This window comes from Vibrio sp. L85 (assembly GCF_963871815.1).
Classification (GTDB): Bacteria; Pseudomonadota; Gammaproteobacteria; order Enterobacterales; family Vibrionaceae; genus Vibrio; species Vibrio harveyi.
In genome coordinates this window covers 125694-144147 of record NZ_CAWMYL010000005.1, presented here as the reverse complement: position 1 = coordinate 144147, position 18454 = coordinate 125694, and the positions used below count along the sequence as shown (strand labels likewise).

Annotated in this window: 19 protein-coding genes; 10 read left to right on the top strand and 9 right to left on the bottom strand. The window is 44.8% G+C overall.

Going from position 1 to position 18454, the window contains the following annotated elements; genetic code table 11:
- The first annotated feature begins 322 nt into the window (after nt 1–322).
- The 5 genes from AACR11_RS00850 (at nt 323) to fusA (ending at nt 7000) form a co-directional block, all read left to right on the top strand.
- Entirely contained in the window at nt 323–1426 is a 1104-nt protein-coding gene (locus tag AACR11_RS00850) for a mechanosensitive ion channel family protein (protein ID WP_029788240.1), read from the top strand.
- Between the two features lie 170 nt (nt 1427–1596).
- Entirely contained in the window at nt 1597–2481 is an 885-nt protein-coding gene (locus AACR11_RS00845) for a LysR family transcriptional regulator (RefSeq protein WP_029788242.1), read from the top strand.
- Nucleotides 2482–2660: 179 nt separating this feature from the next.
- Complete coding sequence (gene dgcN, locus AACR11_RS00840; RefSeq protein ID WP_009703551.1) at nt 2661–3665, top strand: N-acetyltransferase DgcN; 1005 nt, start codon at nt 2661–2663, stop codon at nt 3663–3665.
- Between the two features lie 14 nt (nt 3666–3679).
- Nucleotides 3680–4666, top strand: a complete 987-nt coding sequence (gene dgcA / locus AACR11_RS00835; RefSeq protein ID WP_029788243.1) for an N-acetyl-D-Glu racemase DgcA — start codon at nt 3680–3682, stop codon at nt 4664–4666.
- A gap of 309 nt (nt 4667–4975) precedes the next feature.
- Entirely contained in the window at nt 4976–7000 is a 2025-nt protein-coding gene (gene fusA / locus AACR11_RS00830) for an elongation factor G (protein ID WP_029788244.1), read from the top strand.
- 73 nt (nt 7001–7073) lie between these two features.
- On the opposite strand, the gene AACR11_RS00825 is transcribed toward fusA, so the two are convergent.
- From AACR11_RS00825 to AACR11_RS00810, 4 genes are all read right to left on the bottom strand, one after another.
- Nucleotides 7074–7268, bottom strand: coding sequence for a hypothetical protein (locus AACR11_RS00825; protein ID WP_009697894.1), 195 nt, complete (start codon nt 7266–7268; stop codon nt 7074–7076).
- Between the two features lie 101 nt (nt 7269–7369).
- Nucleotides 7370–7576 carry a (Na+)-NQR maturation NqrM gene (gene nqrM / locus AACR11_RS00820; protein ID WP_005452936.1) on the bottom strand — a complete coding sequence of 69 codons (207 nt, stop codon included), beginning with the start codon at nt 7574–7576 and terminating at the stop codon, nt 7370–7372.
- Nucleotides 7576–8073: a NifB/NifX family molybdenum-iron cluster-binding protein gene (locus tag AACR11_RS00815; RefSeq protein WP_029788246.1), complete on the bottom strand. Its 498-nt coding sequence runs from the start codon at nt 8071–8073 to the stop codon at nt 7576–7578. Before AACR11_RS00815 ends, nqrM begins: the two co-directional genes overlap by 1 nt.
- A complete protein-coding gene (locus AACR11_RS00810; protein ID WP_005452940.1) occupies nt 8070–8360 on the bottom strand; it encodes a DUF134 domain-containing protein in 291 nt (96 codons plus the stop codon). Before AACR11_RS00810 ends, AACR11_RS00815 begins: the two co-directional genes overlap by 4 nt.
- 341 nt (nt 8361–8701) lie before the next feature.
- On the opposite strand from AACR11_RS00810, the gene AACR11_RS00805 reads away from it, so the two are divergent.
- The 3 genes from AACR11_RS00805 (at nt 8702) to AACR11_RS00795 (ending at nt 11916) form a co-directional block, all read left to right on the top strand.
- Nucleotides 8702–9694, top strand: coding sequence for an ABC transporter substrate-binding protein (locus AACR11_RS00805; protein WP_005452943.1), 993 nt, complete (start codon nt 8702–8704; stop codon nt 9692–9694).
- An 88-nt stretch (nt 9695–9782) separates the two neighbouring features.
- Complete coding sequence (locus tag AACR11_RS00800; protein WP_029788247.1) at nt 9783–10682, top strand: ABC transporter permease; 900 nt, start codon at nt 9783–9785, stop codon at nt 10680–10682.
- Nucleotides 10675–11916 carry a quaternary amine ABC transporter ATP-binding protein gene (locus tag AACR11_RS00795; RefSeq protein WP_029788248.1) on the top strand — a complete coding sequence of 414 codons (1242 nt, stop codon included), beginning with the start codon at nt 10675–10677 and terminating at the stop codon, nt 11914–11916. The genes AACR11_RS00800 and AACR11_RS00795 overlap by 8 nt, the downstream gene beginning before the upstream one ends.
- Before the next feature lie 69 nt (nt 11917–11985).
- On the opposite strand, the gene AACR11_RS00790 is transcribed toward AACR11_RS00795, so the two are convergent.
- Nucleotides 11986–12201, bottom strand: a complete 216-nt coding sequence (locus AACR11_RS00790; protein ID WP_005452947.1) for a hypothetical protein — start codon at nt 12199–12201, stop codon at nt 11986–11988.
- Nucleotides 12202–12399: 198 nt separating this feature from the next.
- Between AACR11_RS00790 and AACR11_RS00785 the strand changes: the two genes are divergently transcribed.
- On the top strand, nt 12400–12909 hold the full coding sequence (locus AACR11_RS00785) for a copper resistance protein NlpE (RefSeq protein ID WP_029788249.1): 510 nt from the start codon (nt 12400–12402) through the stop codon (nt 12907–12909).
- 176 nt (nt 12910–13085) lie between these two features.
- Here AACR11_RS00785 and AACR11_RS00780 read toward each other — a convergent pair whose 3' ends face one another.
- The 3 genes from AACR11_RS00780 to AACR11_RS00770 form a co-directional block, all read right to left on the bottom strand.
- Nucleotides 13086–14753 carry an ABC transporter substrate-binding protein gene (locus tag AACR11_RS00780; protein WP_029788250.1) on the bottom strand — a complete coding sequence of 556 codons (1668 nt, stop codon included), beginning with the start codon at nt 14751–14753 and terminating at the stop codon, nt 13086–13088.
- Nucleotides 14754–14897: 144 nt separating this feature from the next.
- The gene (locus AACR11_RS00775; protein WP_029788251.1) at nt 14898–15512 is read right to left on the bottom strand and encodes an outer membrane beta-barrel protein; all 615 of its coding nucleotides are present in this window, start codon (nt 15510–15512) and stop codon (nt 14898–14900) included.
- 167 nt (nt 15513–15679) lie between these two features.
- On the bottom strand, nt 15680–16564 hold the full coding sequence (locus AACR11_RS00770) for a LysR substrate-binding domain-containing protein (RefSeq protein WP_005452955.1): 885 nt from the start codon (nt 16562–16564) through the stop codon (nt 15680–15682).
- A gap of 94 nt (nt 16565–16658) precedes the next feature.
- Between AACR11_RS00770 and AACR11_RS00765 the strand changes: the two genes are divergently transcribed.
- Nucleotides 16659–17564: a DMT family transporter gene (locus tag AACR11_RS00765; protein WP_009697902.1), complete on the top strand. Its 906-nt coding sequence runs from the start codon at nt 16659–16661 to the stop codon at nt 17562–17564.
- Between the two features lie 121 nt (nt 17565–17685).
- Here the strand turns inward: AACR11_RS00765 and AACR11_RS00760 are convergent, their stop codons facing one another.
- Nucleotides 17686–18345, bottom strand: a complete 660-nt coding sequence (locus AACR11_RS00760) for an alpha/beta hydrolase (RefSeq protein ID WP_029788252.1) — start codon at nt 18343–18345, stop codon at nt 17686–17688.
- Between the last annotated feature and the right edge of the window lie 109 nt (nt 18346–18454).

Genomic DNA, 18454 nt, shown 5'->3' with positions numbered 1-18454 from the left:
TTAAAGTCTCATATTTAAATGTGATAAATGTTAGCGATGAGTCAAAGAACCTACAATTGATGGTTCGTATGGTAGTGCTTATCTTTCAATCTACGAGTTCTATCACATCTCATAGGTTGATTTACTCATACTTTACATTTCGTCATACCTATCATCATCTTGAATTAATATAAAAGTCATTAATGGCAATGTAAACAGCAAAACATCCCTGTTACAACACAACGAGACTTTGTCACTTTCGTTCCGCCTCATCATTTTTCTAGGGCGAATTGGTAAATTCTGCTACCTTTCCCCCATTGTTCTATAAAAAGAAACTTTACTTATGCCACAGTGGTTTACAGAACTTCAAACTTACGTCATGGCTAACCACCAAGATTGGAGCAGCAGCGTTTTATTTATCACGATAGCCAGCTTCTTTGCTTGGATTGCTTGGCGTGTCTTGCATTCGCGCCTCGCGATTCTTGTAGAGAAAACCCCCTTCCATTGGGATGACCTTTTATTAGAAGCGTTAAAAACCCCCGTCAGCACACTCATTTGGTGTTGGCCCGCTACGGTATCAATCGGCATTGTTTTGCAAAGTGAGTTAGGCAACGAGTTCAACTGGCTTAGCACACTCAAACTCATCCTAGTGATCAGCATATTAGTTTGGATAGTGATGCGTCTTATCACTAATGTTGAGGACTATGTGCTGGAACAGAAAACTCGTGATGAAACCACGGTGCAAGCGATCGCCAAAGTCGCACGCCTGTTCTTCATCGTGATTGGTGTGCTTACCGTCATGCAAGCATTCGGGCTTAGCCTTTCTGGTTTGCTAACCTTTGGTGGCGTCGGTGGTTTGATTGTCGGTTTAGCAGCAAAAGACTTACTGTCCAACTTCTTTGGCGGCTTAATGATTTACTTCGATCGCCCATTTAAAGTTGGCGATTGGATTCGCTCGCCAGATCGTAAAATCGAAGGCACTGTTGAACGTATTGGATGGCGCATGACCAGTATCCGTACTTTCGATAAAAGACCGCTCTATGTACCAAACTCAGTGTTCAGCAATATCGTCGTAGAAAACCCATCGCGAATGCTAAACCGACGCATCTTTGAAACGATAGGATTACGTTATGATGATGCAGAAAAAGTACCCGTCATCATCGATGCAGTACGTGAAATGCTACAAAACCACAAAGATATTGATACGCGCCAAACTCTGATTGTGAACTTTGATTCGTTTGGAGCTTCCTCACTAAACTTCTTCATTTACACCTTCACTAAAACGGTGAACTGGGTGCGTTACCATGAAGTGAAGCAAGATGTGTTACTGCAAGTAATGGCGATCATTAAAGAACACGAAGCGGACATCGCATTCCCAACTCAAACGCTCAAACTCGATCCAATTCAAATGGCGAAAGCACAAGCTCAAGAAGAGCAAGGCTACTAGCGATGCAGACTGCCGTCATCTAACGATGGCTTATCGAATAAGGACCAAGCCCCGGACGTTATGCTGGGGCTTTCTTTTTATCTATAGGACAAGTTCGAGCAACTATTGTTAAAAAGCGTAGGAATTGGATAAGCTAGCTTCAAGCTCAAACGAATGAACAGGACAGCGCAGTGAATTTAAGACAATTGGAAGTCTTTTACGCCATCATGCAAACCGGAACCGTTTCTGGTGCCGCGCGCTTATTGCATGTATCGCAACCCAATGTCACTCGGGTACTTGCCCACACGGAACAACAACTTAGCTTTGCCCTGTTTGAGCGCGTCAAAGGCCGCTTAGTACCGACCCAAGAAGCCAAAGCCCTATTACCAGAAGCCGAGAAAGTCTACCAACAGCTTGGGCAATTTCGTTCCCTCACCAGTAAAGTGAAACAAGGCACTCAGCACTTGAGAGTCGGAGCACCTCCTGTCTTAGCTTCCCAACTGCTTGCTCCAACGGTTGCTGCACTGTCGAAGCAACAAGGCATCTCATTTGAACTATTAACGGCAAACCGTGATGAGCTGTGTTCAGGCTTACTTAAGCACGAATTGGATGTGGCGATTGCCTTCGGTGAAGAAGCGCCACCCGCAATTTTGAGTGAGGTGTTACTCAAGCAACAACTTGTTCTGATTGCGCCAAAAGAAGCGCTCAGTTCAACTGAGGACTCGGTATCGTTTGATGATTTGATTCAGCACGAATTGCCAATCATCGGCTTGGACAGTCGAGACCCACTCGGTTTGTTGCTTCATCAAACACTCTCGGCACGCGACGAACATTATCACCACGCTATCTCAGTACGCAGTTACGCCGCTGCTGCTGAACTGGTCAAACACCATGCCGGCTTTGCGATTGTCGACCCATGGACATCAAAACAGTATCAAGATGATGAATCGGTAAGCGTGTGCTCACTTTCTCCTGCGCTGTCATTTTCAATCTCTATCATGTTTGCGGAACATACACCGCAATCCATTTCGACCAAGCTTTTTATTGATTCACTTAAGCGACATGTGAATCAGTAAGTTAGTACTCACCTTACCCTATAACCTCAAGTTATAGACGCACAACAAATAGGCATTCGGCTTCCCTCTTCAAACTGGCTACATTGTTTGAAAACGCCATTACTTGAACGTATTGGTTAAAAACGTCTTGTTTGAAAACGTACTGTTTAAAAACATACAGAATGACAGAGGGAACCATCATGCAAATTGCTCAACCTTACTTACTTTTTCTTGGTGACGTCACCGATCCATTAGCCGCAAAAACTGCGCGCGGTATCCATCAATGGCGCCCAGAGATTTGCTTAGGGCAGCTTCGTCTTACGTCAGAAACCGTTTCATTAGGTTTAACCGATATGACGCTGCAACAGGCTCAGCAGCAAGGCGCAAAAACGCTCGTCATCGGCACAGCAAACCCTGGTGGTGTTATTCCTGAATCATGGCAAGCGACGTTACTAGAAGCGGCGGAAATGGGGTTTGAAATAGCCTCAGGTATGCACCAACGTCTTTCTGAATTCGCTCCTTTAGATGACTTACAACAACGTGGCTTAACCAAGTTACACGATGTACGCCATTACGATGCCTCGCTCAAAGTGGGTAATGGTAAAGCGCGCTCGGGGAAACGCTTACTAACGGTTGGCACCGACTGCTCGGTTGGCAAGATGTTCTCTGCCCTCGCGATTGAGAAAGCTTTACAGCAATCTGGTTGTAACGCTGAGTTCAAAGCCACAGGTCAAACGGGCATCTTAGTCGCGGGCAGTGGTATTTCGATTGATGCTGTTGTCGCGGACTTTATCTCTGGTGCGGTGGAAGCCATCAGCCCTGAGTTCACAGACCATGAATGGGACATCATTGAAGGACAAGGCTCGTTGTTCAATCCTTCTTTTGCGGGCGTAAGTTTAGGCTTGCTTCACGGCGCACAAGCGGACGCTTTGGTATTGTGTCACGAGATCGGTCGCCCACACATTCGCAACCTTCCCCATGCGAAATTGCCAACGATTGAACAAACCATCGAGGCAAATTTACAAGCAGCACGTTTAACAAACCCTGACACACAACTTGTTGGAATCTGCTTGAATACCTCTGCAATCAGTGAAGATGATGCCGCACAGCTTTGCCAAGAATGGACGGAGAAATACCAAGTGTCCGTAACCGATCCTGTGCGTTTTGGCGTAGAGCAAATTGCTCAACAGATTATTGCGATTTAAGGATTGTAGATGCGATGAAAATCCATGTAGAGCCCGTCACCATTGCGATGGCGACGCCTTTTCGTATATCCCGTGGCAGCCGAACCGAATGTCACGTGGTGCGCGTAACCGTAGAACAAAGTGGCATCAGTGCCCAAGGTGAATGTACGCCTTACCCTCGTTACGGCGAGTCGGTGGAATCGGTAATCAAAGCCATTTCTCAAGCCGCTCATGAACTGCAAAGTTTGTTTGCCAAAGGTGACGCGAACATAGTCTCCCTCAGAGAAAAACTACAAACTCTTCTCCCTGCCGGTGCGGCACGTAATGCGCTCGACTGCGCGATGTGGAACTTACAAGCCAAACTCGCAGGCAAGCAACATGCCCAAGATCTATTTGAATTGCCGGCATCGATTGTCACTGCGATGACCGTGTCGATTAACACGCCAGAGGCAATGGCAAACCAGACCCGTAGTTACATCGAACAAGGCGCAAAACTACTTAAAGTGAAGCTCGATGGCGAACAAGTGATTGAACGCGTTCGCGCTGTTCGTGAAGCGGCAGGCGATGCGATGATCGTGCTGGATGCGAACGAAGCATGGCAAGAACTGGACTTAGACGCCACCTTTGCCGCGCTAGCGCCACTGAATATTGCGATGATTGAGCAGCCTTTACCCTCGAATGACGATGACAAGCTAAAAGACATTTCGCACCCAATTCCACTTTGTGCCGATGAAAGTTGCCATACACGCCAACAATTGCATGAATTGGTAGGCAAATACGAAATGGTCAACATCAAACTCGACAAGACGGGTGGTCTTACCGAAGCCTTATTGCTTGCAGAAGAAGCGAAACACCTTGGTTTTACCTTGATGTCCGGTTGCATGTTAGGCACTTCATTGGCGATGCGTGCAGCGCTACCCATCGCGGTCCAATCGAAAGTGGTTGATTTAGATGGTCCGATTTTACTGGGTCAGGATATTGAGCCCGCTTTGGTATATCGAGAAGGTGAAATCGTTCTGTAAAGAAGCGATGATAACTCCATCACCGATTTCATGACCTAGATTAAAAAACAATCACCATCAGCATGAAATAAGTCACATAAATTACGAGGTTATTACGGCATGCTAACACGGTAGTAACCTCTAATGCGCTTTTTCAGCAAGGTGGTGGTTGTATGTATAGAGTCATCCGAAAAATGACATGGAAGACGAACAGGCGGTAAACCCGCCCTACTCCAATGCAGTTCGTACCTGATATCAGGTTTGCTTTGGAACCGTTGATTTGCCGATAACGGCTCACTCGGTTTCGCACGTCATTTGCAAGGAGGCTCTATGCCTATCAATAAGATCCGCAACGTCGCCTTTGTCGGTCAAACGGGTACCGGCAAAACCACACTGATAGAAAAACTGCTCTACACCTGCCAAGCCACTAGCCATTTAGGGAGTGTGGAAAAAGGCGATACGGTGACCGATTTCGACCAACAATCCATCCAATATCAACACAGTATCGAAGCCACACCAGTCGCACTAAGTTGGAACAAACACCGCCTCAATATCATCGACACCCCCGGACAAAGTGAATTACTCGGACGCACACTCAGCGTGTTCCCTGCCGTTGAAACTTCCGCGTTGATCATCGACCCACAAATGCCTATCAACCAAACTTCTGACCGCTTGTTCGCCTTTGCTAAAGAGCAGCAAAAGTGCCAGATGATCATCATCAACAAGCTCGACAATCACGGCAACCAACTTGAAGCCGTGATGGAAAATATCATCGAGCACTTTGGTGATAATTGCTTACCAATCAACTTACCTTCAGCCGATGCTCAATCGGTGGTGGATTGCTATTTCGAACCAGAGATCGAACGCGACACTTTGCTCGCTAAAGTCGAAGAAGCGCATGAAACCTTGATAGACCAAGTGATTGAAGTCGATGAAGAGCTGATGGAACTGTATCTCGAACAAGGCTCAGAACTGGCAGCAGAACAGCTGCATGATCCGTTTGAAGAAGCATTGAGAACCGGACACGTAATTCCAATCTGCTTTGTGTCGTCCGAAACAGGCGCGGGGGTAGAACTGCTGCTGAGAACTCTTGCGGAAATCATGCCGATGCCAAATGAAGGCAACCCACCGCTGTTGGAGAAAAACGGCAAGAAGGTCAAAGTAAACTGTGAAGCACTTGAGCACAGCGTGGCGCATGTGTACAAGATCAGCGTCGATCCTTACATGGGTAAACTCGCCTATTTGCGTGTTTACCAAGGTGAAATCAACGCAGGCAGCCAACTCTACATTGGTGAAAGCAACAAAGCGTTCAAAGTTGGTCATCTTTACCAGTTGCAAGGCAAAGACAGAACGGAGATCCCAAGGGCGCTTGCCGGCGATTTCTGTGTGCTCGCCAAAGTGGATGAGTTGGAATTTGATTCCATTGTTCATGACTCTCATGAAGAAGATGGCGTACAACTCAAAACCCTCAACTTCCCAGATTCGATGTACTCACTGTGCCTCAAGCCCGTTAAGCGTGGCGACGAGCAAAAGCTTGGGGATGTGCTGAATAAAATCGCCAGCGAAGATCCTTCTCTTCGAATCGAACATCGTGCACGCACCAATGAAACCATCATCAGCGGTCAGGGTGAATTCCACCTCAAAGTAGCGCTTGAGAAAATGTCTGCAGTCTACAAACTGGAAGTGGAAACCAGCCAGCCAAGCGTCGAATACTTTGAGACCATAACCAAACCAGCAGAAGGCCACTATCGTCATAAGAAACAAAGCGGCGGCGCGGGTCAATTTGGTGAGGTGCAATTAAAAGTACGCCCACTCGAACGCGGTGCGGGCTTCAAGTTCATTAATAAAGTGGTTGGCGGCGCGATTCCTACTGCACTCATCCCTGCAGTGGAAAAAGGCATTGTTCAGGCATTGGAAGAAGGGGCGATTTCTGGCAACCCAATCAAAGATGTCGAAGTGACCGTTTACGATGGTAAATACCACTCGGTTGACTCGAAAGAAATCGCGTTTGTCATCGCAGGTAAGAAAGCCTTCTTAGATGCGATCAACAATGCAGACCCGATAGTGCTCGAACCGATTGTACAAATGGAGCTTCATATTCCAACCGCAAACGTGGGTGATGTATCCGGCGACTTATCCGGTAATCGCGGGCTAATTGAAGGAACAGAGCCTATCGACGCAAACTTCACAATGTTAAGAGCCAAGTCTCCAGTCAACGAACTGCAAGATTATGCTCGTCGTCTGCGCTCAATTACTGGCGGTGAAGGTAGCTTTAACATGACACTCAGCCACTACGAACCAGCGCCACCAGCTGTGCAAAAACAGGTCTGCAACGAAGCGACGCAGCAAAGCTAAGGCTTAATACGTTTAACCTCACCAACAAAAAACGCCCTCGAAACTTGAGGGCGTTGTTGTATTCAGTTGAGGTCTATTTGTCTAACGACATACCAATATGTTCAAGCTTGGATTGGAACTGTTCAACACTGTCGGCTTTATAGGTAGGAGAACCGTTAAAATAGCGCGGCTTTTCTGGCAACATCGCGTTCTTGAGTTCTTGTTCCTGATCGACATTGTCATGGTACACCGTTACACGGTTTGGGATATCCTGCTTCATAAATGCCATTTTGGTTCTCCTTTATTAAGACGAATCTTAAACGTAGAACTGAACAAAAAATGCGCAAAAACTCATCATTAAAAATTTGATCTTCTAGACAATATTAGGATCTATTGACCTTTCGAACTTGGCTCTTGGATCTGATAGAGGCGGCGTTCATTCTCTGCGCAAGTAGTCTCACAGTTACACACTTTGTCAACGCCGACGTTATTCAAGCCACCGCAACTGCCTTGAATACGTTTATTGTGAAAGATCACGCCCAGTGACATCAACAAAATGATGGCTAAGAACCCAAGAAAAGTGAACAACCAAACCATTACTTCACCTCTTTCACGTAAGAAGAAACCAATGCTTTAAGTTTAGTTGGGCGCAACGTCATGAGTGTGTTTTTTGATTGAGATTGAGGATTGATCAATAGCGAAGGCGCTTTTTTGCTACCACAGCCACCGCAACCACCTTTTTTGACGTGATTGGTCGAAGGGCGACCTTGCGTCGCAACCGTTAATGGCGATCGAGGCACACCCATTACATCATCCAGTGAGCTGCGAGTCGATAGCTTAAAGACTTGTTTACCACTGCTCAAAAGCTTACCAAGCACACGTTCCCCAATGTTGCGAACCAACACTGCATCCACATGATATTCTTGCAAAGATTGAATAAGTTGAGATTTTGCTTTACAGCCAGCTTGTGGCATAGAAGCAATATTAGCTAGGTTTTTCAACAGCCCTTCCGTGTCGGAATAAATCGCAATGTATGGGGCTTTAACAAAATGATTGGCGACGCGTTCGCCGTCATTCGGAATAGCGTAAATCATGAGTTTGACTCCTGGTCAGGAAAAACAAGTGCATGACCCTCAACTAGGCTTTTCGCGACTTTAAAACGCGCGCTTTTAACCGTATTACCAAAGGTCTGGCGAGAGACTCCCATTTGGTCGGCAGCTTGCTGCTGGCTCAATCCTTCCAGATCGGCTAATCGCAATGCCTCTAGTTCTTCTGGCAATATGTTGACTTTCTCCAGCTCATAAAACGGTACGCCATTGGGCTTAAAACAATGGTGTGCTGCACGTCCACATATGCGTCTTTCTATTTTTGGTCTCGCCATCACATCCTCTCTACAAAACGCCTTAACCTTACGCTCGTTTATGGCATATGCCAATTATAGTTTTTAGCATATACCAATATCTTAGTTTGCAAAAATCGTATTCATAGCGAAATATTCGTTAGACATCTAATAATAATGCAACAGCACATACAAACCACCATACGATTCATTGACATGAGTCGATAAAAAACCTTTCATTTCTGTGGCTATTTTCATCAAAAATTCACCAACACTTTCACGCTCATTAACAAACAAAGCTATAATTCACCTAACACATTAGTTTGAACACTAATGATTAATTAGTTACCCTAAGTGAGCAATTTAGAGAAAGGAAACTCAATATGACGTACAAAACTCCCTTACTACTAGCGATTGGTGCGCTAGCAGCGACCAACGCAAACGCAAGTGAGTGTGGAACGGTTACCATTGCAGATATGAACTGGAACTCTGCAACACTGATTGCCAACGTGGACCGTTTTATTCTTGAGCACGGCTACGGCTGTGATGCCGAACTCATCCCTGGCGACACCATGCCAACTGGCACCTCAATGATCGAAAAAGGACAGCCCGATGTGGCACCAGAGCTTTGGAGTAACAGCCTTAAAGATGCACTAGATAAAGGTGTTGAAGAAAAGCGCCTACGCTATGCTGGTAAAGCACTCGTCGATGGCGGTGAAGAAGGTTTCTGGATCCCTGCCTACCTTGTTAAACAATACCCTGAAATGAAAACCATCGAAGGTGTGAAAAAACACGCGAAGCTGTTCTCTCATCCAGAAGACAAAGCAAAATCGGCATTTTACAGCTGCCCAGCTGGTTGGAACTGTCAAATCAGCGCCGGTAACCTTTTCAAAGCGATGGACCTTGCCGGATCAGGCTTTGATATTATCGACCCAGGGTCAAGTGCAGGTCTGTCTGGTTCAATAGCAAAAGCCTACGAACGTGAAGAAGCCTGGTTTGGTTACTACTGGGCACCAACTGCAGTTCTCGGTAAGTACGATATGGTGAAAGTGGATTTCGGTAGCGGCGTTGATGAGAAAGAATTTGTCAGCTGTACGACACAAGCTGATTGCGAAAATCCAAAACCAACCATGTACCCACCTTCACCGGTTCACACCATTACGACTGAAGAGTTTGCTTCACGCTCTCCGGCTGCATACAACTACTTCACTAAACGTGGTTTCACCAATGCAGACATGAACCAATTGCTGGCTTGGATGGAAGACAACCAAGCGGACGGTGAAGAAACCATGTTCCATTTCCTAGAAAACTACCCACAGATCTGGACCGCATGGGTTCCTCAAGACGTAGCTAAAAAAGTGCAAGGTGCACTGTAAGACTTAGACGTTTCGTAAATGGTATAGGAATACCAAAATTGTTGTATGCCGAGGCTCACTTGGGTCTCGGCAAGAAAAGGAAGTAAACATGTCTGACTCGAATTGGCTTAGCGAATTCCCAGAAATGGATCGCTCAGATCTCAGAGCTATCCGCAAAACCCTAGATGGTGCCTACCGCGATTTCTCTCGCGAATACGGCGACCTTATTGAATCATTCTTCGATCCTCTTCTCTCATTTCTCGTTTGGTTCGAAAAACTCCTCATTTCTACACCATGGATGATCATCCTTGGTGTATGTACCGCGTTGGTTTATGCCGCAAGCCGATCGTGGAAACTGGCTGTCGCGTGTTTCGTGTCATTAATCCTGATTGGGTACTTTGGCATGTGGGAAGACACGATGCGGACGCTCAGCATCATCACGGTGTGTACCATGCTCGCCATTGCGCTCGGCATTCCTATCGGTATTGCCATGGCACGCTCCAATCGCGTGCAATCCGTCGTGACACCACTGCTCGACGTGATGCAAACCATGCCCGCGTTCGTCTATCTGATTCCGGTCGTTATGCTCCTTGGTATCGGTAAGATCCCAGGTTTGATTGCTGTTGTGATCTACGCGATTCCACCAGTCATTCGTTTAACCAACTTAGGCATTCGACTCGTAGATAAGGAAGTTCTTGAAGCCGCCACCGCCTTTGGTGCAAGTAACAAGCAACGCTTAATCGGCGTACAATTACCTTTGGCAATGCCAACCATTATGGCTGGTATCAACCAAACCATCATGATGGCACTTTCTATGGTTGTTATCGCTTCTATGATTGGCGTTAAAGGCTTAGGTCAGCCAGTATTAAAATCAATCACCAACCAGTATTTCACCCTTGGTCTGCTTAACGGCCTAGCAATTGTGGCACTGGCGATTTTGTTTGACCGAGCGTCGCAAGCTTACGCGAAGCGAACCCAAGCACACTTAGGAGATCTGAAACATGACTAAGCCACTTATTGAAATTAGCGGGCTGTATAAGATCTTCGGACCAAAGCCAAAAACAGTGATTGAGCGAGTAAAACAAGGCCAGAGCAAAGACCAAATTCTGGCTGATACGGGTCATACCGTTGGTTTAAAAGACATCAATCTGCAAATTAACAAAGGCGAAATCTTCGTTATTATGGGGCTATCTGGCTCTGGTAAGTCGACCATGATTCGCCACTTCAACCGTTTAATTGACCCAACCATGGGGCAAATCTTAGTTGAAGGCGTCGACGTAATGCAGCTGTCACCAAAAGAGCTAGAAGAGTTTCGCCGCCATAAAATGTCGATGGTATTTCAACGCTTCGGTCTTTTGCCCCATCGTACTGTGGTTGACAACGTAGCTTACGGCTTGGAAATCCAAGGCATCAAAAAAGAAGCGCGTCTTGCGAAAGCCAATGAATGGTTGGAGACAGTTGGTCTGAAAGGTTACGAGAACCAATACCCTGCGCAGCTTTCTGGTGGTCAGCAACAACGTGTAGGCTTGGCTCGTGCACTGGCGACTGACGCCGAGATCCTATTGATGGATGAAGCGTTCTCGGCACTCGATCCTCTGATCCGTAGCGAAATGCAAGATCAGCTGATTGAACTGCAAGAGAAGCTACATAAGACCATTATCTTTATCACTCACGATTTGGATGAAGCGCTTCGCTTGGGTGACCGTATCGCTATTTTGAAAGATGGCGAGTTAGTACAACAAGGTTCTCCAGACGAGATTCTGCTACACCCTGCCGATGAATATGTAGAGGCCTTCGTGAAGGACGTAAACCGAGCACGCGCTCTGACGGTTGAAACCGTGATGCAGCCACCAGCGTATCGCATTGCAGCAACAACCATTGAAGAAGCCCTTGTTGAGATGAAACGCGTGAAACAAGACTACGCGTACCACGTGACCGATGATGGCTATCAAGGAGTGGTTACCAAAGAGAGCTTGCTAGATGCTGCGAAAACCGATGCAGCACAAGAGCTGGCAGAAGAGATCTACGAAGAAGTGCCTGTTGTCTCTCCTGATTCCGTAATTGAAGAAGTACTTCCAGACACCATGTCTTGTGACTACTCACTGCCGGTTGTGGATGACGAAGGTAATCTGCAAGGTGAACTAGAACGTAGCGCCGTGGCTGAAATCTTTACTGATAATACCGAAGAGGAGTCTCCGTCAAAGGAGGTCAAAACACCACCCGCAATGGATAAAGCATCCTAATACGCAAAAGGCTCATCATCTGATGAGCCTTTTTTATCTGGTGGCGGTTTAAAAATTGCGCTACGAAAGTCAAAACATAAACACAAGGAACACAACCAACAGAAAAATACCAAAATAGCTGATGCGTATTCGCATCGCTTTCGACATTGGTTTGTGCGGACGCTTGCCTAAAGTGATAATCGACAGCCCGATATAACCGGTGCAATAACTCAATCTCCACAGGAAAATTTCGATAATAATAGAACGAACAATTGCTCGAAGAACGACTGTAACCAATTCTTCCATTTTCTTCTCCTATCCCTTTTATTTGCAAATCACTGACGTTAAAGATTTTTTCTTACAGAGGTCGTTCAATGGTTTGCTTTGTTCTGACGCAGGTTTAGGAAACAAGTCTATTATTATCACGGTATACCTAAGTGACCTTAGCATACATGCAACGAGATTACTTTGGTATATCAACTTGTTGATTTAGAGAGGAATAAAATGAAAAAGACACTATTAGCACTCACTGGTGCGGTCGTTATTCTAGCAGGCTGTCAGGATGAGAAACCAGCAGAGACAACTGCGGTTGACATTCCTCAGGCCTCAGAAGTTGAAAGCACCGTTGATGCAACACCGATTGAAGAAGAGCAAATGATCACGACAGATACCTTTGTAGATTCTGGTCACAATGCGCAAAATTCGTTGGATTGGAACGGCATTTACAAAGGCAAACTTCCTTGTGCAGATTGCGCGGGTATCGATACAACGTTAACCCTTAACGAAGACGGCACTTATACATTAGTAGAGCTGTATGAAGGCAAAGAAGGCGACCCAATCAAATCAGAAGGTAAGTTCACTTGGAATGAATCAGGCAACACCATTACATTGGTTGATGAGTCTGGTCCAAACCAGTACTTCGTTGGTGAAAACATGCTAATGAAGTTGGATATGAACGGCGAAAAAGCGACTGGCGAACTGGCTTCATTTTACAACCTGAGCAAGATGCCTTAATACGGTATAACCATTTAATCTAGTCCTGATAAAGACCAAATCCGAGCATCCCCCGCTCGGATTTTGTTTTTTAAAGCTACCATTGATGACTGAAATTGTTAACGCACGCCACGTTAAATCAGCAGAATATTGACACTATGACTCGCTAATTTCAGAACAACTATTAATATTATCAGCTAGCTACTATGAGTAATCCAAAGCCTGTGTAAGTCGCTATAACCAGTATTTTTTACTTGCACACCGTGCACTTGTTGCGTTTTCGTCACTTCTTCGTAGCCAACAAATAGAGGCAAACAAACATATTGCTCGCGCAACTCTTTTTCTACGTTTAGTAGAGATTGTAAAACTTGTTCACTGGCTATAGCCTCATTAACTTTACTCCTCAAACTACACATTTGACTTTCATCAAAACTAAAACGTAGACCTGTTGCTATCAAAAGCCACTCAAATACACCATATTCAAACGGCGCTTCTATAACTTCTTCAATAAGCAGCAAATCAGCTCGGTGAGAAACTGATTCCGGAAAGCTAATATCATCGATAACAATAACCTCCAACTCTAAGCCTGTCGTTTGAATAACCTTGTGTAGCCATCTAGAATGTTGAATCAAGCTGGGTATTGTCCACACCGGTTCAGCAAGCACTACTTTTCCTTGTAGCAACGGCGGTGTAATTACAGAGCTTGATATCGGTTCATGCTCTTCAACATCTAAGCAAATGCTACCAACAGAGCTATCAGGATCATAAATTCGCTTTTGCATGCCAATATAATCAGCGAGTTGATGCCAATCTTTTTGCGTGAGTTTAGAATCAGCTCGCTTACGGTAAGTTAAATATGAAAATGCATTGATCTTCTCAACTTCAACAAGATCAGAGGTTTGGTTAAAACTCAACATATTCCATGTATTAGAATCACCATGAGATAATGTAATTTGATCCAAAAGTGCTCGAACTGAGAAATATTCTTTATGAACTTGGAGAGTGATACTTTGCTTATTCCAAGCACTGATATTAAACCTTCCTGTACCAATGTGATAACTTTTACCAGACTCGAAAAAAGAAACATCTCGACACAATATGGAAGCATGAGGGGTGGTAAGCATGTAAGGAAATAGCTTGTTTGGATATTTTAGGTGTATTTTTAAACAACTTGATGTCTCCGCGACCACGCGGTCAATGCATTGCCAAAGTTCTTTAACTGGTCCATCGGCTTCCTTAAGCCTATTCAAGCTCCAAACGACATCTTGGATATTAAGAAGCTCACCGTCATGACGATAGATACCAGGTCTCAGCCATAGCGTCATCACCGTGCCTTCCATTTTCCAGGCATGTGCTAAGGAAGGCTCAACAACACCGTCGGAGTCTTGCGTCAACAAAACATCATAAACACTCTTAACGATGTGCAATTCAGTGTGTCTATATGTGCGAGTAGGATCGATGGTTGAAACCCAAGGGTATGAAGAGATAAGAACTGCATTCTTTGACTCATTTAGTTGGTTCACTTTTTCAGATGCTATGGTTAACGCTCTAACTGCAGTCTGACCAAACCAATCAATGAGTTTGGTTATGGAGCTCACCTTCCCCTTACCAAGCTCCTCAACCAAAAATTCGGTGATTGCTTGTTGAAGTGAAACAATGATATTTAAGCTATTCTGATTGCCTCTTCCAATCGCAGGCTGCCACTCAACCCAACCGTACATTGCAAGTTTTTTCATCACAATTGAAACATTGCGTCTGGAGGTAAAAATCACAACTTCCAACTCAGCCAACGTAACTCGATACTGTTGATATGGCTCAAAGTGTTTTAAAAGCAGCTCTAAATATCTAAGATTTACATCGACCACAAGGCTTCCCGAAACGTTATTCAAAATAAATAAAAATAGCGTAGGAAGTTTAACCAGAAAACTTCCTACGCTAGGTCTAAGCTAATGCATTTCTAAAATTAGAATTACTAACCATTACGCTAATGGCGATAACAATAAGCACTATTAAAAACGGTAGTTCATACCTACAGAGAAAACACTAATGTCGGCCTCAACGGTGGCTTTATCGTTTCCAGCTTTTGCAATTTCAAGCTCTGGTCTCATGTACTCCCATTCAACCTGTAATGCGAAATTTTTCGTAATCGCAAACTCAGCCCCTAAGCCATACATACCAGTGACAGTACTATCAGATAAGGTAGTGTACCCTGAGCTACCATTAATAACAGAATTACTTACTTTAAGCTCTGCGTTAAAATAAGAAAGGCCCGCTTTAGCAAAAAGGTTGAAACGATCTCCAATTGGTAATGTCGCTTTTGGTTGGATAGATAAAAACTTCATATCACCAACTGTCACAACCTTACCGTCTAATGCGTCATAACCACCAATAGCCCCTTCCAGAGAGATGTATTCGTTGAACTTGTATCCGCCAAATACCTTACCCGAAAGACTACTATCATCTTCCGGTTTAAGCTTCATGCTGGCATTCTGTCCTCCCTCACTGATTGATCCATGAACATCACCAAATGATGCTTGACCTACTGATGCACCAATGTATGAAGCTGCGTTTGCAACAGAACATGTTGCAAGGAGAGCGGTCATTAACCATGTTTTTTTTAACATTTTACTTCACTGCCTGTTTAATTATGTAGATTATGTTCAGCCCTTCCTTAAGCAAATTATGCTATCCATTTCGTTAGGTTTGAAAACCAAGTCGATATTAGTGAATAAAAAATCAATAAAACACGAAATAATTACCCGCTTTTTTTCTACTTTTCATAATTCAATACTTACAAACACTGCTGTTTAAGCCAGTTAGTCAACTTGATGATTTCAGGCTGGCGAGCACGATTCTTCTTATGTACAAAGTAAAAGCTATCCCCAGTTTCTAAGCCGTGAGAGGGGATATAAACCAAGTCTTGAGCCTTATCCCGTTCATTCAACATAAAGTCATTGGCAAACGTAATGCCTTGGTCATAGCGAGCAGCTTCGATAGCCAGCAGCATGTGACTGAAGTGCTGCATATCAATATCTTTTGGCAACTCAAACCCACCGGCTTTGCACCACTCTGACCAATCCTTACCGCGCTCACGATAGATAGAATCAGTCGAAAGAATCGGATAGTGCCAGAGTGCATTCGGCATTGGTTGGTCTTGAATTTCTTTCCAGATATTGAGGCTACATACCGGATACAAAGTCTCATCATATAAACGCACAGCCATGTAATTACGCTTAGGCTTCTGCACTGTGATAAAACAGTCACCAACGCTGTCGGTTTGTTCTGGATCTCCTGCAACCATGTTGAGCGTAAGATCAATTTCCGGATGCTGACGCTTGAAGTCCGCCAATCGTGGGATTAACCATTTCACCGCCAGCGAGCTGTAAATTGCCAAGCGTAGACTGCCCTTTTCGCCTTCACGCACTTTTTGGCTCGCCATCGCAATGGCACTAATAGCAGGACTGATATCTTCAAGATAACGAAAGCCAGTATCCGAGAGCGATAACTTACGCCCCTGACGAATGAACAGGGCTTCACCAAGGTAGTCTTCTAATATGCGAATCTGATGACTCACCGCACTTTGCGTCACGTTGAGCTCCTCTGCTGCAAGGGAAAAGCTCAAATTACGAGCAACGGATTCGAAACAGTGAACCGCTCTAAGAGGTGGCAATTTCATTATCTAAAAATCTCATACTTAAACTAATAAATATCATTTCACTTCATCCTATGACATCACCTACTCTTTGGCAAAGAATGAGGAGAGGAATAACGTGAAAGTCACATCTGTCGGCGCAGCCATGCTACTATTAATTGTTGGTAACCTAATTGCGGTGCTCTCAGACGCTTTGATCAAAAGCGTCGGTAATGAGGTGCCGGTTTTTCAGTTTGTGTTTTACCGACAATTGTCAGCTGTGATGATGTTATTACCCGTGTACCTACTCACTAAACAAGCCCCATTAATGGAAGGCTTTAAATGGCATGCGGTTCGTGCGCACGTTTGGTTAACTGGTGCGATTTTTATGGTGTTTGCCATCTCATCAATGCCACTCGCTACGGCAAATGCGATCTTTTATGCAGCTCCTTTGATCATGTTGCCACTGGCAGCGATCTTCTTTGGAGAGAAGCTTTCTGCACAATCTATTGCAGCGGCAGTGATGGGCTTTGCAGGTGTACTTGTGATTATTCGTCCTGATCAGATTGATTGGGCGGCGCTATCGGCATTGGTTGTCGCAGTCACTTTGGCGATCAACAACCTGCTAATTCGGAAGTTACCGAAGAACCAATCCGTACCACACACACTTTTGATGACGAATCTAGCCGGTATGCCTGTATCACTCTTGTTGGTGTTTATCGAGGGCGAAGCATGGGATTGGAGCTCATTCCCTGTAGCAGCAGGTTCAAGCTTATTCATCATGATTTATGCAGCAACCTGCGTGTTGGCTTATCGCTCTATCGATAGCAACAAAATTGCTAGCGCAGAATACAGCGGCTTGATTGGTGCCGTGATCGTTGGTTTGATTTGGTTCGGTGAAGTGCCAGATATTTTTATGGCAATTGGTACAGTAATGATTGTCGTGCCTCTGATTTGGCTATCAAAACGAGAACGCCGCAAACAAAAGCAAGCACAAGCCGCCAAACTTGCAGAAGAGCAACATCACCGAGCCCCTGCAGCGTAAGTATTTAAAAAGCCGAGCGTTCATCGCTCGGCTTTTGTATTTTAGTATCCGATATTCATGCTCGCTTCTGAAATTCGGTCTATGCACAGACATCAACACAACACCCGAATTGTCGTTGCCCTTAATTACTTGTAGAAGAGGTGAGCTTACCTAGCCCGTACAGCGTGATTTCTCGCTCATTCATATTGTAGATATTGTCAGCCGATGCTGCGTTTATAGTGAAGTAGTAAAAGCCTTCTGGGTCGGGTAATCCCATTTTTCTGTAGTAATCAATGTATGGCTGATGATATTCGTGACCAACAGGAAAGTCTGTGGCAACGTCATCCCCAGCTCCCCAAGAATGCACTCCGATCGTTGCCCCACTTTCTATCGTTCTATTCACGCCAGCTACAAACAAATCTGTACCACCAGAGGCTATTTCTCCATCAGCAGCAATGTAAGAATCTAAATGGCTTGCACGTACTTGGTAAGCGAGCTCTAGGTTTGCATCATCATCAGCAGAGCCATCAATACTAATAAACTTAAGTAGTTTAATCTCTGGGTGCTTTTTCATCATACGTTCAAATGCAGCAGGTGACCCTTTACAAACGACCCCTTGTAATTCTGCCACATCCCCCTTAACTGCAAAGGATAGACTAGGTTCATCTGGAAACAGTTGATCTCCACATTGTGATACAAACAAATTAGGTGCATTAGCTGGAGTAGAAGAATGGCTTTGTCCCTCGATACCACAGCCTGTCAACGCAATCAAAATAATCATCGTCAATGTTTGTTTCTTCATCACTACTCCAATAAAACATCATTCAATAAAGAGACAAATTTTAAACAAAAAAACAGCCTCTTCTATCGATGCTTACATACGCTTACAGACTCTCCCAACGCTCGTCTCG

Coding starts and splice junctions, on each gene's coding strand:
- AACR11_RS00850 (WP_029788240.1), top strand. CDS start 323: ATGCCACAGTGGTTTACAGAACTTCAAACTTACGTCATGGCTAACCAC.
- dgcA (WP_029788243.1), top strand. CDS start 3,680: ATGAAAATCCATGTAGAGCCCGTCACCATTGCGATGGCGACGCCTTTT.
- AACR11_RS00760 (WP_029788252.1), bottom strand. CDS start 18,345: ATGAAGAAACAAACATTGACGATGATTATTTTGATTGCGTTGACAGGC.
- AACR11_RS00785 (WP_029788249.1), top strand. CDS start 12,400: ATGAAAAAGACACTATTAGCACTCACTGGTGCGGTCGTTATTCTAGCA.
- AACR11_RS00800 (WP_029788247.1), top strand. CDS start 9,783: ATGTCTGACTCGAATTGGCTTAGCGAATTCCCAGAAATGGATCGCTCA.
- AACR11_RS00770 (WP_005452955.1), bottom strand. CDS start 16,564: ATGAAATTGCCACCTCTTAGAGCGGTTCACTGTTTCGAATCCGTTGCT.
- AACR11_RS00815 (WP_029788246.1), bottom strand. CDS start 8,073: ATGATTTACGCTATTCCGAATGACGGCGAACGCGTCGCCAATCATTTT.
- AACR11_RS00790 (WP_005452947.1), bottom strand. CDS start 12,201: ATGGAAGAATTGGTTACAGTCGTTCTTCGAGCAATTGTTCGTTCTATT.
- dgcN (WP_009703551.1), top strand. CDS start 2,661: ATGCAAATTGCTCAACCTTACTTACTTTTTCTTGGTGACGTCACCGAT.
- AACR11_RS00825 (WP_009697894.1), bottom strand. CDS start 7,268: ATGGCATTTATGAAGCAGGATATCCCAAACCGTGTAACGGTGTACCAT.
- AACR11_RS00775 (WP_029788251.1), bottom strand. CDS start 15,512: ATGTTAAAAAAAACATGGTTAATGACCGCTCTCCTTGCAACATGTTCT.
- AACR11_RS00795 (WP_029788248.1), top strand. CDS start 10,675: ATGACTAAGCCACTTATTGAAATTAGCGGGCTGTATAAGATCTTCGGA.
- fusA (WP_029788244.1), top strand. CDS start 4,976: ATGCCTATCAATAAGATCCGCAACGTCGCCTTTGTCGGTCAAACGGGT.
- AACR11_RS00805 (WP_005452943.1), top strand. CDS start 8,702: ATGACGTACAAAACTCCCTTACTACTAGCGATTGGTGCGCTAGCAGCG.
- nqrM (WP_005452936.1), bottom strand. CDS start 7,576: ATGGTTTGGTTGTTCACTTTTCTTGGGTTCTTAGCCATCATTTTGTTG.
- AACR11_RS00810 (WP_005452940.1), bottom strand. CDS start 8,360: ATGGCGAGACCAAAAATAGAAAGACGCATATGTGGACGTGCAGCACAC.